This window comes from Lysinibacillus sp. GW247-5R2A, assembly GCF_059424475.1.
On record NZ_JBWKZL010000004.1, the window covers coordinates 218,660 to 234,380 of the forward strand.

A 15,721-nucleotide genomic window follows, 5' to 3' on the forward strand; every position below is an offset into this window, starting at 1 on the left:
TGATAAAAATATTCCCCCTTATTATTTTTACATTATTTCGACAAATGACAATTCTCAGCTTTTATCCATATTTCCATGCTATGATAAATAAGAATGAGTGGCACGGAAGGATCGTGAAGTTATTGGAATTTAGACCTTGCATCGATTTACATGAAGGCAAAGTAAAACAAATTGTCGGGAGTACTTTAGGTACGACCAATCAAACAGTCGTTGAGAATTTTATTTCTAGTTATGATTCTAGCTACTATGCACAAATGTTTGCACAGGATCACTTAACAGGTGGACACGTCATCATGCTTGGTCAGGGCAATGAAGATGCTGCTCTAGCTGCTTTAGCGACATTTCCACAAGGGTTACAAGTCGGTGGTGGCATTACTGCTGCAAATGCCCAAAAATATATTGACGCTGGTGCCTCACATGTGATTGTCACTTCCTATATCTTTCATGATGGCAAGCTAGATTTAGAACGTTTACAGCATTTAAACAAATTGATCGGTAAAGAACATCTTGTCATTGATCTAAGCTGCAAAATGCGAGATGGTAAGTGGTTTGTCATGACGGATAAATGGACAAAGTTTAGTCACTTCGAAGTCAATGCGGCCTCGATTCAAGATATTGAGAATTATTGTGATGAACTGTTAATTCACGCAGTCGATGTAGAAGGAAAAAAAGGTGGGATGCAGGAAAGCTTGGTACGAGATCTTGCAGCCTGGACCTCCATCCCAACCACCTATGCAGGAGGCATTCGTTCAATAGAAGACTTAGAAAAGTTTAACCAATTAACCAGCGGAAAGCTTCATATCACAATTGGGAGTGCTCTCTCTATTTTTGGAGGAGAGCTGCCCTATACAGATGTCGTGAAATATTGTAAAAAAGGCGGGATTATGTGAACCTCATTTATAAAGATTATATTTTTCCATTTCAAGAAACAAATTTAGAACGTATCATTGATGGCAAGTATTTCAAAGTAAATAAAAAAGATCATTCTCTTGCCATTCATGTTCAACTTGATAATGAGCAAATGCTACTAGAGTTTTCTAAATCGTTAAAGGCTACTTGTGGTTTCCTACGCGATCAAGAAACAGAGCCCTATATAGGAACCTATATTGACTTACAAATATTTGTGGATGAGTTTAATAAACGGTATAACTTAAATGCTGAAATTATTAGTTAACACAGAGGGGTAATTTTCTCCCCTTTGTTTGCAAAAATACGCCCCCTCCTTCACCTTTTACAATCCATTTTAGCCCTTTTGAAACCTTTTACCTCTTATGTGAGTTATATATGATGTAGAAAGGTTTTATCCTTATGAAAAACGATCCTAATATTTAAACCTTGCCGATCTTTGGCTGCTATTTTATTGAGATGAAGGACTATTCTACATAGAATGAGGAGTGGAACATTATTAAGTGTCCACAGACATATGGGAAAGGATTTTTTAAATATGAAAACCGAACTCGAAGTAAACTCTTTAAAATCATTTCAAACGGAGTTAACACGCTTCTTTTTAGCTTATAAATTTGCTTTACAGGAAGTGGAAACGAAAATTAATATTTTGCAAGAGGAATTTAAGCTTATTCATGAATATAATCCCATTGAGCATATTTCAACACGCGTAAAGTCACCGAAAAGCATTTTAACAAAGATGTTAAAAAAGGAACTTCCTCCTACGATGGAAGACGTACGCGAAAACATTCGTGATATTGCAGGTGCCCGCATTACTTGTTCATTTGTCGAGGATATTTATAAAGTGAGTGCCATGTTGCAGGCACAGCATGACATTGAGGTTGTAGAGGTGAAGGACTATATTGCTAGTCCTAAAGACAATGGCTATCAAAGCTTACACCTTATTATAAAAATCCCTATTTTCATGTCAGATCATATGGAGAAGGTCTATACAGAGATTCAAATCAGGACCATTGCGATGGACTTTTGGGCCAGCCTGGAACATAAAATTTATTATAAATATAATAAAGAAGTGCCCGAACATATTCGTGTTGAATTAAAAGAAGCGGCACTACAAGCTGCTGAGTTAGATCGAAAAATGGAGCGACTCAATAAAGAGATTAATATATTAAAGGAAAATGAGGCCGAGCCCACTTTATTAGATAGTACACCTATATCACAGCTAGCTAAATATTTTGCACAACTTCCAAACCTGAATCATCCTGATTAATTCCTCTTGAACAAAAAAATCCACCTTGCTCCAGCAAAAATGTCTGCTTGGAAGTAAAGTGGATTTTTATTCATATTTAAGCCTTGTCTTTGGATTTCGTCACAATAAAGAAAGATAAAATAAGGGCACAAATGGCAAAAACTAAAGTTGTAATATACACATAGCTTACACCATTCGCAATGGTTCCCTTTAAAAAGCTTATTTCTTCTAGACTAAAGCCGCCTTTTGCAAATTCACCATTAAGCTGAATTTCTCCTTTACCTAATGAAGCCATTTTCTCACTCGTTGCAAGGTTAAAAACCATCCCAAATAGCGCTGCACCTACCGCTTGACTAAATGTATTGGTGAAGGAATTGAGGCCAATTGAAATACCCAGTTGCTTTGGATTAGCCACCTTTTGAATGGAAATCATCAACATTGGCATAATAAAGCCCATACCAAGCCCGATTAATGAAGAGCCAAGATACACGCTTAAATCACTAGAGCCTGAGGATAGTCTAGCCAGCATAATCGTTCCCGTAACTAATAAAATCGTCCCCATTTGGATAATTCGTTTATTCGTTAAACGTCCGATTAAATAGCCTGCTGCAATGGAATTCATCGTCCAGAAAATGGACATGGGTGTTAGAAGTAGGCCAGCTTGCGTGGCATTTTTTCCAAGAACACTTTGCGCATATATCGGAATATAGACCGTCACACCAATGACAATTGACATCGTACTTAATGTAAGTGAATTAATCACCATGAGACGACCATTTTTAAATAATGTTAATGGAATAATCGGCTCTTCTGCACGGAGCTCCACCCATATAAAAACGCCTAAAAATACAGCTGCAACGGCATACATCATGAGCGATTGACTCGATAACCATGCTTGTGTCTTACTGTTTTCGATAATGACATATAGGAGTGAAACCATTCCGACCGTAAATAGGCCAGCACCTAAATAATCAATTTTCCGCTTCACTGCCTCAAGCTGTTCTTTATAATGTTTAACAATAAGATAGATAGAAGCTAAACCAAATGGTACATTAATGAAAAAGATAAAGTGCCATGATACTTGGTCAACAATAAAACCTCCAAAAAGTGGCCCAACTACGCCTGATACGCCCCATACCATGCTTAAATAGCTTTGTCCTTTAGCACGTGCTTTTTCAGTCGTAAATAGTTCACCAACCATCGTTAATGTAATTGGTAAAATCGAGCCTGCACCTATCCCTTGGATCGCACGAAAGACAATTAATTGTTCCATTGACTGTGCTAACCCACATAACATGGAACCTAATAAAAAAATAATAATACCCGTAATAATCATCCGTTTTCGCCCAAATAAATCGGCTAGCTTACCAAAAATAATCGCAGCGATAGCAGAGGCTAATAAATAAGCGGAATAAATCCAGCTTATTAAGTCTACACCTAATAAATCTGCTGTTATACTTGGAATAGCTGTACTAACAATCGTTCCTTCAATTGCCGCAAGCGCTGTTACAAGTAATAGTGCCATAAATACTTTATTCATCGTGTCACCTATTCCTTTCCTGCATGACATACACTAACAAATTTAACCTAAAAATAAAAGAGGATAGGATAATTTTTATAAAAAATATCGAATGACCATAAAAATTTGATCCACAATCCATCGACACCCACCCTACTATAGAACTGCATAAAAAAGCAGCAAGTTCAGCCAATCACACTTGCTGCTTTTATCTATTAGTTAAATCGCTGAGCAATCATATCATAAATATAACGAGCTTGATCGTATTCTGGCTGTAAGGTAAAGGCCTGTTTTAAATGATACATCGCATCCTCGGTTTGCTCTGTAGACACTGCATACAGTACACCTAAATTATAGTGGGCATCTGCATTGTTCCAGTCCTGTTCAATTAAAAGATCCAGTTCCTTCTTCCCTTGCTCAAACATCTCTAATGCACATAGTACAATTGCATAGGCTAATCGAATCTGTGTATCTTCAGGAGCAATTTCCACGGCTCTTTGTAAATAAGGCAATGCTAATTTTGGATTCTCCATACGCTCAAAGCATTTCCCCATCATATAGTACACATCTGCGCCTTCGATATGATGCTTAAGTGCTTGTTCATAAAGCTTTACAGCCTCAGCATAGCGTTCCGCATTGTAATAAAGATTTGCTAAGCCATAATAAGCTGTAGCTGCTGTCTCATCTACCGTAATAGCCTTTTGGAAAAAACGCTCTGCACGTTCTGTATCCTCTAAGACTGCTAATAAATTGCCGAAGTTTACATAACCAATAGCATTTTCCGGCTCAGCTTCTATCGCCTTTGTAAATAGTTGTGCAGCCTCTTCATAACGCTTATCTTGAAATGCTTGAATGCCCTGTTCATTATAATTCATTATTTCTTCACCTCTATGTAGCGAAAGACTGCTTCCATGAAGCAAAGCAGTCTTAGCGCAAGTTATCCAACATATGTTAGTTTTTCATTACTTTTAAAGACTTCATCAATCGTTCCACCACCAATACATTCTTCTCCATCATAGAGAACAACTGCTTGTCCTGGAGTGATAGCACGGACAGGCTCTGCAAATGTAATATGAGTACGACCATCTGCTAATATTTCAACTTCTACTGGTGTATCCGTTTGACGATAACGGAATTTCGCCGTACAAGAAAATTTCCCAGGCAATTTTTTTGTCGAAGTATAGTTCATTTTTACAGCAGATAATGAAGTAGAATATAAATGCTCATTGTCAAAACCTTGTCCAACAAGTAGAACATTACGCTCTAAGTCTTTCCCTAACACAAACCACGGCTCACCATCTCCACCAATACCAAGACCATGTCGTTGCCCAAGAGTATAATACATTAAACCGTCATGTTTTCCCATGACAACGCCATCCATTGTTTCCATATTGCCTGGTTGAGCTGGTAAAAATTGACTCAAAAATTCTTTGAAATTACGTTCCCCAATGAAACAAATCCCTGTAGAATCTTTTTTCTTCGCTGTTGCCAATCCTGCTTCTTCAGCAATTTTACGCACTTCTTTTTTCTCCATATCGCCAATCGGGAACATCACATGAGCCAATTGCTCCTGTGATAGTTGATTTAAAAAGTAAGTTTGGTCTTTGTTATTATCTACACCGCGTAACATTTGCACTTCTCCATCACCGCTACGATCGATACGTGCATAATGACCTGTTGCTAAATAATCAGCGCCAAGGCTCATCGCATGCTCTAAAAACGCTTTAAATTTAATCTCTTTGTTGCACATTACATCAGGATTTGGTGTACGTCCTGCTTTATATTCTTCTAAAAAGTATGTGAAAACTTTATCCCAGTATTGTTTCTCAAAATTTACAGCATAATAGGGGATGCCGATTTGATTACATACTTTTATGACATCATCATAATCTTCTGTTGCTGTACAAACACCATTTTCGTCAGTATCATCCCAGTTTTTCATAAAGATCCCGATTACTTCATACCCTTGTTGTTTTAACAAATATGCAGCCACCGACGAATCTACCCCACCAGACATGCCGACAACAACGCGAATTTGAGAGGGGTCACGTGTTTCTTTCATTGTGGTCACCTTTTCTTTTATCTATTTACAGTTAATGCTTCATTAATTGTAGAAACCTAACATGTTCTTCACAAATTATCTTTTAGCTAGTTTTTTCACTATTTGTGCTGTTTTTTCAGCGGCGTCACGTATATCTTTTTCCGTTAAATCCTGACCAAAGCTAAATCGGATCGAGTTTCGTAGTTCCTCTGTACCTTGCCCAAACATTGCTACTAACACATGTGATGGATCAATCGACCCAGCGGTACATGCAGAACCACTAGATACACAGATTCCTGCCATATCAAGATTCACTAAAAATGATTCTACTTCCATGCCCTCAAAGCTAATATTTAAAACATGTGGCAATGACTGCTCTTCATCACCATTAACATGGAACGCTAATTTTTCCTGTGAAAATACATCCAGCATAATTTGCTTAAAGTGATTGTATAGTGAACGCTTTTCTTCACGCAACTTATTTGCAACTTGTACAGCCGTCGCAAAGCCAATAATTGCTGGTATATTTTCAGTTCCTGCACGACGTTTTTTTTCTTGTGCACCGCCTAATGCATAAGTAGCTAAAGGTGTTCCAGCCTTTTGGAAAAGGAACCCCACTCCTTTAGGCCCATTAATTTTATGAGCGGACACACTCAATAAATCTACTTTCAATTGAGCCACATCAATTTGTTCTAAACCATATGCTTGAACGGCATCTGTATGGAAGGTAGCTTGATGTCCTTGTAGTAGCTCTCCAATTTCTGCAATAGGCTGAATAGTACCCACTTCATTATTCCCATACATAATTGTCACTAAAATCGTATCATCACGAAGTGCTTTTTGGACATCCTCTACAGCTACACGCCCTGCCTTATCCACAGGTAAATAAGTCACATCAAAGCCATCTCGTTCAAGTTTTTCACATGTATGTAACACCGCATGATGCTCTACTTGTGTTGTAATGATGTGCTTTCCCTCTTTAGCTCGTGCATAGACAGTCCCCAGAATGGCCGTATTATCTGCTTCAGTACCACCACTTGTAAAGATTATTTCTCCCGCATGGGCACCAATAGACTTGGCTAAAATGTCGCGAGCATCATCAAGATATTTACGCGCCTCTCGACCTGCCCCATGGATACTGGATGCATTGCCAAATACGTGTTGCATAGCAGACGTCATCGCTTCTATAACTTGGCCATTCATCGGTGATGTGGCAGCATGATCGAGATAGATATATGAATTCATGTTGAAAAACTCCTTTTTAATAAAAAACGCTGGAACCCACATTATTTACCATAATTATGAAAAACATTCCGCATGAAATTCAATGCACACAGCTAAGTGTTTTGATTTCATCGTTTATTTTTCAATTCAACTATGATACGTACGGGGAGCAGCGCTTTAGCTTAAACATTTTAAATATAGAACATATAGCCTTCTGCTACATTTTCTTCTGTGTATTGTGCTAAATCTTCTATTGTTGTTGTATCTAACACATTTTTTACTGCGTCACGAATGCGCAACCATAACTCACGTTGTGGTGCTTCCTCGTTTTCAATACCCTCTACTGGTTGAATTGGCCCTTCTAGTACACTAATAACATGGGCTGCAGAAATTTCGCTCGGTGGATTTGCTAGCATATAACCACCATAAGCGCCACGTACACTTTTTACTAAGCCTGAATTACGAAGCGGTGACACTAATTGCTCTAAATACGCCTCTGAAAGCTCCTTTTCGGCAGCAATTTTACGTAAAGGAATTGGACCCTCTCCGTAATGCTTTGCTAATTCAATCATAATCGTAAGCCCGTAACGGCCCTTTGTTGAAATTTTCATTTTATCACCCTCAATTAGTCTAGTCAAAATTACTACCAACAGTATATCATAATCTCCTCTTGATGAACTCGGAAATACACCTAGAAGGATATGATATACTAAATAATGCGATTCAACATTGTTCAACGATCCACTAGTAGCGCTGAATTTTAGTGCAAATAAATGGATACATAAAAAATGTCAACGACTGAAAGGGGGATTTATTTTGCACAATGAACCACTTGCTTTTCGAATGCGTCCTTTAACACTTGATGAAATTATAGGTCATCAAGATTTTATTGGTCCAAACACAGCTCTATATAAAATGATTCAAAATGAACATGTCCCTTCCATGTTGCTCTACGGAGAACCCGGCATCGGCAAAACCTCTATTGCAAATGCAATTGCAGGAAGCTCTCAGCTCCCTTTCTTTGCACTCAATGCGACACGAGCTGGCAAAAAAGATGTGGAAGATATTGTCCAAGAAGCTAGAATCTCAGGAAAAGTTCTACTTTTTTTAGATGAAATTCATCGCTTTAATAAATTACAGCAAGACACTTTGCTACCACATGTGGAAAATGGCTCGATTGTCTTAATCGGTGCAACAACTGAAAATCCTTACCACGATGTCAATCCAGCGATTCGTTCTCGCTGTGGTGAGATTTATCAACTTAAACGATTAACGAAGGAAAATCTAATGGAGCTTGTAGAGAAAGCACTTGCAGATGAAAAACGAGGTTTAGGTAAATATCATTTTGTCTTAACACCCTCACAAATTGAGCATATTGCAGAGGCAGCTAACGGAGATGCACGAAAGGCATTAACGTTACTTGAATCCATTTACTACGCAAGTGATGATGTAGAGGGGCAAACGATTGCAGCCGACCATATTATTGATCACTTAATTAGTCGAATTGGTGTTTATGGTGATAAAAAGGGCTCACATTTTTATAATTTACTTTCTGCCTTGCAGAAGTCTGTCCGTGGCAGTGATACGAATGCCGCGCTATATTATTTAGCACATTTATTAGAAACTGGTGATTTAGTGGCTGTCAGCAGACGTTTACTTGTCATGGCGTATGAAGATATTGGACTTGCCAACCCTGAGGTGGGTCCTCATATGCTCGCCGCGATACAGGCAGCAGAACGTCTTGGATTACCAGAGGCACGCATCCCACTTGCAAGTGCAGTTATTGAAATGTGTTTAGCATCAAAATCTAATTCTGCTATCCTAGCAATCGATGACGCGATAAAGGCGATTCATGAGGGTAAAACGGGTGATATACCTCATCATTTGCGTGATGCTCACTACGCTGGGGCAACAGATTTAGGTCATGTTGGATATCAATATCCTCATAACACACCCATCGGAACATTCGGGGGCTGGGTAGATCAGCAATACTTACCTGATAAGCTGGTAGGAACCGAGTTTTATAAACCTGTTATTGCTGGTGAGGAAAAACGTATGGCTAGTATCTATGAAAAACTTAAATCTTTTCATCAAAATATAAAGTAGCTTTCCTAGAGCAAAGTCATTACTTCTACCGTTAGAAGAGACTTTGCTTTTTTTAGCGATACCATAAAAAAGAACCCACGAAACTTTAATGGGCAAATACATCCACTTTCCAACACTTACCACAGTTGAAAAACTAGAAATAATTACAAAAGTTCACGCAGATTCCTATTATATAGTCTATTTTCAGACAATAGAGTGTCTTCCACTGTCTAGATATTCAATTCATGATCAACAAATAATTTAAACTGTTGAAGGCATTGCTTCACATCACCCTTTTGTACAAGCACTTCATTGCGCAAAGTAGTCACTTTTTCTTTATCCTCTACGACTTCAGCCATGAGGGCAAAAATATCTGTTAATAATTGCTCATTTTCCTCTTGATCGATACTAGGTAAGGAAGTAGCAGCAATATGTAATAACTTCTCGATTTTGCCTGGCGTCTTTTGTAAAGCATTAGATGAATAGAACGTTGAAGCCGCTAAAAAATAACATAACTTGGCACTACAGTCGATAAACAAATGCCAATACGTATTGGCACTAGGAATCTCCCCTGCCCGATGATCGATATATTCCTTATAAAAAGTTGTTACTTGTATATATAAAGGATTTAATTCTCGCATCGCTTTCGGATAATTATCAGATGTGTCTAAGTAATCAAATACAATGGCATTCATTTTCTCTTGAAGCTTGACAATATCTAAATGATCTCGAATAATTTGAATTTCCATTTTCCCACTCTCCCATTTGTCATTTGTTGATTCCGCACTTAATGGCTATTTTTGATTAGCTCAAAGCATCCCAAACAAACTGATCGATTATCTATTGGAATTATTCAAATTATAGCAATAAACCAATTAGAGTAGTGGAGACATGAAAAAAATAAGACAATTTCGTGAATTAATAGCATTTTATGCACATAAGAAGAACTATTTTGGTAAAATTATACCCTTTGTACATAATCGTCAAATAACGCTTGTTCCATAGTTTGATCAACAATTTCCACAATGCTTCCCTGGACATATTTTTTAATACGTTTATTAGGGATATAAAAATAGGCATTGTTTTTTATTAACCATTCACTTAATGTAAGGTCGCTATCAGCTTGTTGATTCGTTAATATGTTCTTATGCCGCAAAATATCGGCCATTTTATAAAAGCCATCTGACAATTCATAGGCAGATACATCAAAATTAAAAATGGGGCTTACAACCTGTCCAATATCATAAATATGTATCGTTTGCTTTTCTTCATCTATAGCTAACTCGACAGTGCTTATTTCATCGAAAAGATTTAAACCTCTATACTCCATTTGATAAATTTTATCCATCTGTATACGCCTCCTTTTTATAACGGTCTTATTGTAACATAGAAAAAGTAGCCCCCTACAAACAATAAAGGTGGCTACTTCTATGAATTCGATTCATCATGCTGTTTTGTGAAGTCCTATAGACTAATAACCTTGTACGCGTGTGATTTTCACATCTTTTAAAATCGTATTAACAACCCAGCTTGCTGCAATTAAACCAGCTACTGATGGCACAAAGGCATTGGAAGAAGGCGGCATCTTCGCTTTACGAATGGCAGCATCTGGCTTCCCTACATGTTCAACAACATCTGGACGTACGACAATCGGACTTTCATCTGAAAACACAACCGTCACACCTTTATGAATGCCTTCTTTACGTAACTTTGTACGGATAATTTTTGCTAGTGGATCTGTGTGTGTTTTAGAAATATCTGCTATTTGGAAGCGAGTAGGGTCCATTTTATTCGCTGCACCCATACTAGCAATAATAGGAATATTACGCTTTAAGCATTCTTTCATAATATGAATTTTATACATGACTGTATCACTTGCATCGATTACATAATCAATGCCTTGTGCAAAAAATTCTTCATACGTTTCTTCCGTATAAAACATATGCATATCAATGACTTCACAGTCAGGGTTAATATCTGCAATGCGCTCTTTCATAATAGCTGATTTAGATTGTCCAACTGTAGATAGATACGCCACTAATTGTCTGTTCACATTAGTAATATCTACATTATCCTTATCGACTAATATAATTCGGCCGATACCACTTCGTGCACATGCTTCAGCAGCAAATGAACCGACGCCACCTACACCAAGAATAGCAACCGTTGTATTTTTTAATTTTTCGAGACCCTCTGTTCCTATAGCGAGCTCGTTACGTGAAAATTGATGTAACATCCTGACACTCTCCATCTATGAAATTTTATTAGTAAACCTAGTTAAATACTAAGATAAAATCAAAACCTATATTACATTTTATCATGTTATTCATCAAGTGAAAATTATAAAGAAAAAAATAGAGCAATTGAATCGATTCAATTGCTCTATACTTCATTATACATAATTTTTTTGAAAGGTCTCTACAAAAGAACTACTAAACTGGACATTCATTTGTTGAAGGGCCGCAATAACAGCTCCTCCTATAGGGGGTAATGCAGGGGTCTTAAAACGGAACGGTAATGTCTCCTCCATTGCCATCGCTTGAAGACTTGGAACAAAATAATTTTCATGCGTAAACACGCCCCCACATAGGACGACAGGTACGTCTTCTTGCCCCCACACCATTCGTAAATAACATGCTTTAATGGCCTTAAAATAGTTTTGACAGGCTTCTTCAATAATTCTCTTAGCTACTAGATCACCATTATCAGCCGCTGCGACAATATAAGCACTCAATGGCGCGATAACTGTGCGTGGATGCTCTTCTCCATAAACAGAGGCGATTAATTGTGGCACATGTTCTATAGAGAAATGCTTTAGCACAGCTTCTGTCAATATAGTACTTGGTGCTCTGCCATCATAGCTTTGTAGCACAGCCTTTAGTAACTGGACACCTAAATCATAGCCGCTTCCTTCATCATCAAAAAGATACCCCCAGCCACCTACTCGATGAAAATGCTGCTGCTTATCATATCCCATCGTTATAGCGCCTGTCCCCGCAATTTGCACAATCCCTGCCTTTCCAAATGTACCCGCATAAAGAGCGATCAACGCATCATTATCGACTGTAATGGTCGCGGAGCTACATACATATTGCCGCAATATAGATTCCACAATGCTCTCGGCTTGAAGCTCCTTGACACCCGCCATACCCGCAAAGCAGCTAGTAATCTCTGCTACTATTTGGGAGTTTTGTTGCTGCAGGCTTTGCATGATTGAATGGATGGTTGCTTCGAAATATGGTTGATCCATAGCTGTAGGGTTACTGCGAGTCGTTTCGATTTGGGCAAAGCATTGACCTTTTTCATCACAAATAACCGCCGTCGTTTTTGTGCCACCACCATCTATGGCTAAAACATACATAACACCATATCCTTTCTCATAAAGAAAAAGAGATTGATGACTCAATCCCTTCCTCTCTTATTTTCATTTTGTAAACCCAAATGACGACCATGGTTGAATGTGTGCTAGTAAAAACTGTTCTTCTTCCACAACAGTGGCAACAACATTACTTGACCCAGCATTCGGAATTTCCTTTCGTACAATTTGTAGCTCACCTTTATAACGAACATCCAAATTATTATCGATCGTGACATCGCCCACCTGTAATGGTCGTGTATCATGTACAGGAAAGTCCCCATTTTTATATTTCACGCGAGATTGTGTACTCCGAATCACATATTCAGATACATCTCCTCGATTAAAATGTGGTTCCTTATAAAGGATTGTTTCCTCTAAAATACTCGTGTCAGCTGACTGAACAAGCTTTAATTCAAGCTTCTGGCGATTTAATTGTCCTAAAGCTCGTATTTCTTCCTCCGATGCATACATATTACCAATGATACAATCATCGATTAACCCCGTGTGCCATAAATCTTTTGCTTGCACCGTAATAGGAAGGTGACGGTGCTCCTCCAATGTTGGTAAACCTTGTTCCGTTACTTCCCATGGCCCAAACTTACCAAACTGTGAGGAAATCATCGCAGCCGTTCGAATATTGTTTGCTTTAAACTGTCGAGAGGTTTGTAAAAAATGCTGACGAGATAAGCCTGTAAATTGTCTTGGATAAAAATTATGACAGCCGATAATATTTTCTTTATTCGGACGGTAGGATAAAATGTTGTCTACATATTTCGTACCATTGCTTATATTTAATTCAATTTTTAGATTACTTTCATCAAGTGACATGAATGCTTCTTCCTGACCTGAGAAACCCATGTCTAAACGTAATGCCGCCAAATGATAATGCTCTTTCAAATACCCTATATCTTTATAGGTTAAATTTAGCTCTTGAAAAACGGCTGGCGCTATATCGGCAGAGATGTCAAACCCTAATTGCTGTGCAAATTGATTAATTTGCTGTAATTTCTGCCGTTCTTCATCCTGCTTTAATGACATCAAACATGTAAAAATACGATCAAAACCGTTGTCATGAGCGAGCTGAACATAGCGCTTCATTTCGTCTAGTGTACTATGCTGTGGATATAGCGAAATACCTAATCTCTTCACTTCAAACCCTCCGTTAGTAAACGCTTATACTTCTACTTTTTGTCCTTCTGATGGGGCTACAGCTGATTGTTCATTCTGTGCCGCTAAAGCAGCTTTTTGCTCGTTTTGCTTCGCCATGCGATTTGCCATAGACAGGAATGGCAGGTAAATGCATATAGCTACTACGATTAATACGAGACTCAATACTGCTCCACGCCAAGATTGTGTTACTAAGAAACCATTAATAATCGGTGGCGTCGTCCAAGGTACCGCGATTGTCGCTGCAGGCACAAACCCCCATTTTGTTGCAAAGAAGGCAATCGTCACATTGACCATTGGTGTTAAAATAAATGGTACAAATAAAACCGGATTTAATACAATTGGTAAACCAAATAATAATGGCTCGTTAATATTAAATAATCCAGGAGCAGCTGATAGCTTGCCTACTGTATTGTACTGTTTGTTTTTACGAGCAATAATGAAGATGGCAATAATTAAGGCAATCGTTGTACCTGAACCACCCATATTAATAAAGGCATCAAAGAACGGTTTATTAATAATATACGGTGCTACTTTGCCAGCAGAAATAGCTGCAACGTTCGCATCGATTGCTTGAAGATTAATGGATTGCATAAATGGCTCGATAATATTCGCGCCATGTATACCAAATGACCATAAAAACGTAGGAATGAAAGCTAAAATAAGACCAGCTACCCATGTATTTGTTAAGCCCATAAATGGCTCTTGAATTGATGAATAAAACGATCCAATAATATCTGGTACATCAAAGCCAGCCGAAATGATCGTCCGAACTAATGCAAATAATCCAATCGTAATAATTGCAGGCAGTAATGCAGCAAAAGATTTGGATACAGCTGATGGTACTCCTGCAGGCATTTTAATTAATAGTTTAGAATTGCCAGATAATCGCGAGAACAGCTCCGCGGAAATTAAGGCCGTTATGAGGGCAACAAATATTCCCCCTGTACCTGTCGTTAATCCCGTTAAACCACCTTCCCCAAACGTACCAAATGTCATATAACCGGCAAGTCCGATAACCCCTCCGGATAATGCATCCTTGTCATAGCTTTTTGTCAAATGGTAGGCAACGGAAAAGGCTAATAATAGTGAGATGATTCCAAATGTTGCGCCCCAGACATTGCCTCCAAACTGTGTCCATGTCTCATGTTTCCAAATGGCATCGAGTGCATTTTGATAAAATTTGATAGGCAAATTATTAATAAGTACAGCCAGTGATCCTACAATCGTCAAAGGCATGATCGTAATAAATCCATCACGAATGGCAACTAAATGACGCTGATTCCCAACCTTAGCAGCAACCGGTACAAATTTTTCTTCTAAAAAACGGAACATTCTCATACACTCCCTTTGCTTTTTATTGTGACATCAAAATTTGATGTTACTCCCCTTTAATTCGTTCATATAATTCAATCATTTCCTGTGCTAGATCACGAAAAGTAATAGCGTTCATTAAATGATCTTGCGCATGAATTAATAACATCGATACTTCGACTTTTTCTCCCCTTGCTTCCTGTGATAATAAACCTGTTTGAGAATGGTGTGCTTCGATTAATGCCTCATTCGCTAATTTAATTTTTTCCTTTGCTGCGTCTATCTGTCCCTTTTTTGCCAATTGTAGAGCTTCCATGCATTCACTTTTTGTATGTCCACTATGAACAATAAGCCCCATAATGGATTCCATTAATGCTGTTTCTTCCATCCCCGTTGAGCCTCCTTTAACCTATTAATTGTAATGCTTGCTGCAAGACTTTTTCGCCATTCATCATGCCGTAATCTGCCATATTAATAACATCGATTGGGAAATCCATGTCCTTGAATTTTGTTTCAAATGAGCCCTTTAAATAGCGTACTTGAGGACCTAATAACAATACATCAGCTTTTTTAGTCGCTAGTACTTTTTCAACCTCGCCTTCTGCAATTGCATAAATATCTGCCTCAATATTTTGCTCCTGTGCAGCTTTTTGCATCTTAGATACTAATAAACTAGTACTCATACCAGCTACACACACTAACATAATATTTTTCATTTCAAACACTCCTTTTTTTCTTTTTCCAACAGTGTAATCGCTTACTTAATCTGAGAATAGCACCTATTGGTATATACCACAATATATTTTTTACAGTAATTTTCTCTTTATGAAAGTGTTTACAAAATTGGGCTATTGCACG

At 38.0% G+C, this 15,721-nt stretch carries 17 protein-coding genes; 4 read left to right on the forward strand and 13 right to left on the reverse strand.

The window, feature by feature from the left end; all coding sequences use genetic code 11:
* The first annotated feature begins 122 nt into the window (after positions 1-122).
* The 3 genes from hisA (at position 123) to AC07YC_RS08635 (ending at position 2,176) form a co-directional block, all read left to right on the forward strand.
* On the forward strand, positions 123-890 hold the full coding sequence (hisA, locus tag AC07YC_RS08625; RefSeq protein WP_336635794.1) for a phosphoribosylformimino-5-aminoimidazole carboxamide ribotide isomerase: 768 nt from the start codon (positions 123-125) through the stop codon (positions 888-890).
* The gene (locus AC07YC_RS08630; RefSeq protein WP_375134640.1) at positions 887-1,174 is read left to right on the forward strand and encodes a hypothetical protein; all 288 of its coding nucleotides are present in this window, start codon (positions 887-889) and stop codon (positions 1,172-1,174) included. Before hisA ends, AC07YC_RS08630 begins: the two co-directional genes overlap by 4 nt.
* Positions 1,175-1,444: 270 nt before the next feature.
* Positions 1,445-2,176, forward strand: a complete 732-nt coding sequence (locus tag AC07YC_RS08635) for a GTP pyrophosphokinase (RefSeq protein WP_494919058.1) — start codon at positions 1,445-1,447, stop codon at positions 2,174-2,176.
* Between the two features lie 76 nt (positions 2,177-2,252).
* On the opposite strand, the gene AC07YC_RS08640 is transcribed toward AC07YC_RS08635, so the two are convergent.
* The 5 genes from AC07YC_RS08640 to cymR form a co-directional block, all read right to left on the reverse strand.
* The gene (locus tag AC07YC_RS08640) at positions 2,253-3,695 is read right to left on the reverse strand and encodes an MDR family MFS transporter (RefSeq protein ID WP_036221271.1); all 1,443 of its coding nucleotides are present in this window, start codon (positions 3,693-3,695) and stop codon (positions 2,253-2,255) included.
* A gap of 194 nt (positions 3,696-3,889) precedes the next feature.
* Entirely contained in the window at positions 3,890-4,549 is a 660-nt protein-coding gene (locus AC07YC_RS08645) for a tetratricopeptide repeat protein (protein ID WP_069482099.1), read from the reverse strand.
* A gap of 62 nt (positions 4,550-4,611) precedes the next feature.
* Complete coding sequence (mnmA, locus tag AC07YC_RS08650; protein ID WP_494919059.1) at positions 4,612-5,736, reverse strand: tRNA 2-thiouridine(34) synthase MnmA; 1,125 nt, start codon at positions 5,734-5,736, stop codon at positions 4,612-4,614.
* A 75-nt stretch (positions 5,737-5,811) separates the two neighbouring features.
* Positions 5,812-6,960, reverse strand: coding sequence for a cysteine desulfurase family protein (locus AC07YC_RS08655; protein ID WP_008181124.1), 1,149 nt, complete (start codon positions 6,958-6,960; stop codon positions 5,812-5,814).
* Positions 6,961-7,130: 170 nt separating this feature from the next.
* The gene (gene cymR / locus AC07YC_RS08660; RefSeq protein ID WP_008181126.1) at positions 7,131-7,550 is read right to left on the reverse strand and encodes a cysteine metabolism transcriptional regulator CymR; all 420 of its coding nucleotides are present in this window, start codon (positions 7,548-7,550) and stop codon (positions 7,131-7,133) included.
* Positions 7,551-7,755: 205 nt separating this feature from the next.
* Between cymR and AC07YC_RS08665 the strand changes: the two genes are divergently transcribed.
* Positions 7,756-9,045, forward strand: coding sequence for a replication-associated recombination protein A (locus tag AC07YC_RS08665; protein WP_494919060.1), 1,290 nt, complete (start codon positions 7,756-7,758; stop codon positions 9,043-9,045).
* 209 nt (positions 9,046-9,254) lie between these two features.
* Here the strand turns inward: AC07YC_RS08665 and AC07YC_RS08670 are convergent, their stop codons facing one another.
* The 8 genes from AC07YC_RS08670 to AC07YC_RS08705 form a co-directional block, all read right to left on the reverse strand.
* On the reverse strand, positions 9,255-9,773 hold the full coding sequence (locus AC07YC_RS08670) for a hypothetical protein (protein WP_336635799.1): 519 nt from the start codon (positions 9,771-9,773) through the stop codon (positions 9,255-9,257).
* Positions 9,774-9,985: 212 nt separating this feature from the next.
* On the reverse strand, positions 9,986-10,372 hold the full coding sequence (locus AC07YC_RS08675) for a hypothetical protein (protein ID WP_494919061.1): 387 nt from the start codon (positions 10,370-10,372) through the stop codon (positions 9,986-9,988).
* A 123-nt stretch (positions 10,373-10,495) separates the two neighbouring features.
* The gene (locus AC07YC_RS08680) at positions 10,496-11,260 is read right to left on the reverse strand and encodes a tRNA threonylcarbamoyladenosine dehydratase (RefSeq protein WP_008181132.1); all 765 of its coding nucleotides are present in this window, start codon (positions 11,258-11,260) and stop codon (positions 10,496-10,498) included.
* 156 nt (positions 11,261-11,416) lie between these two features.
* Positions 11,417-12,430: an N-acetylglucosamine kinase gene (locus AC07YC_RS08685; protein WP_494919062.1), complete on the reverse strand. Its 1,014-nt coding sequence runs from the start codon at positions 12,428-12,430 to the stop codon at positions 11,417-11,419.
* 18 nt (positions 12,431-12,448) lie between these two features.
* A complete protein-coding gene (locus AC07YC_RS08690) occupies positions 12,449-13,531 on the reverse strand; it encodes a DUF871 domain-containing protein (RefSeq protein WP_494919064.1) in 1,083 nt (360 codons plus the stop codon).
* A 24-nt stretch (positions 13,532-13,555) separates the two neighbouring features.
* Positions 13,556-14,884: a PTS sugar transporter subunit IIC gene (locus AC07YC_RS08695; RefSeq protein WP_494919065.1), complete on the reverse strand. Its 1,329-nt coding sequence runs from the start codon at positions 14,882-14,884 to the stop codon at positions 13,556-13,558.
* 46 nt (positions 14,885-14,930) lie between these two features.
* Complete coding sequence (locus AC07YC_RS08700; RefSeq protein ID WP_008181140.1) at positions 14,931-15,251, reverse strand: PTS lactose/cellobiose transporter subunit IIA; 321 nt, start codon at positions 15,249-15,251, stop codon at positions 14,931-14,933.
* A gap of 16 nt (positions 15,252-15,267) precedes the next feature.
* Complete coding sequence (locus AC07YC_RS08705; protein WP_029986797.1) at positions 15,268-15,579, reverse strand: PTS sugar transporter subunit IIB; 312 nt, start codon at positions 15,577-15,579, stop codon at positions 15,268-15,270.
* Positions 15,580-15,721: the final 142 nt, after the last annotated feature.

Excerpts from the sequence above, each read along its gene's own strand:
- AC07YC_RS08645 (WP_069482099.1), bottom strand. The coding sequence starts at position 4,549 with ATGAATTATAATGAACAGGGCATTCAAGCATTTCAAGATAAGCGTTAT.
- AC07YC_RS08700 (WP_008181140.1), bottom strand. The coding sequence starts at position 15,251 with ATGGAAGAAACAGCATTAATGGAATCCATTATGGGGCTTATTGTTCAT.
- AC07YC_RS08705 (WP_029986797.1), bottom strand. The coding sequence starts at position 15,579 with ATGAAAAATATTATGTTAGTGTGTGTAGCTGGTATGAGTACTAGTTTA.
- AC07YC_RS08675 (WP_494919061.1), bottom strand. The coding sequence starts at position 10,372 with ATGGATAAAATTTATCAAATGGAGTATAGAGGTTTAAATCTTTTCGAT.
- AC07YC_RS08695 (WP_494919065.1), bottom strand. The coding sequence starts at position 14,884 with ATGTTCCGTTTTTTAGAAGAAAAATTTGTACCGGTTGCTGCTAAGGTT.
- AC07YC_RS08655 (WP_008181124.1), bottom strand. The coding sequence starts at position 6,960 with ATGAATTCATATATCTATCTCGATCATGCTGCCACATCACCGATGAAT.
- AC07YC_RS08680 (WP_008181132.1), bottom strand. The coding sequence starts at position 11,260 with ATGTTACATCAATTTTCACGTAACGAGCTCGCTATAGGAACAGAGGGT.
- cymR (WP_008181126.1), bottom strand. The coding sequence starts at position 7,550 with ATGAAAATTTCAACAAAGGGCCGTTACGGGCTTACGATTATGATTGAA.
- AC07YC_RS08640 (WP_036221271.1), bottom strand. The coding sequence starts at position 3,695 with ATGAATAAAGTATTTATGGCACTATTACTTGTAACAGCGCTTGCGGCA.
- AC07YC_RS08635 (WP_494919058.1), top strand. The coding sequence starts at position 1,445 with ATGAAAACCGAACTCGAAGTAAACTCTTTAAAATCATTTCAAACGGAG.
- mnmA (WP_494919059.1), bottom strand. The coding sequence starts at position 5,736 with ATGAAAGAAACACGTGACCCCTCTCAAATTCGCGTTGTTGTCGGCATG.
- AC07YC_RS08670 (WP_336635799.1), bottom strand. The coding sequence starts at position 9,773 with ATGGAAATTCAAATTATTCGAGATCATTTAGATATTGTCAAGCTTCAA.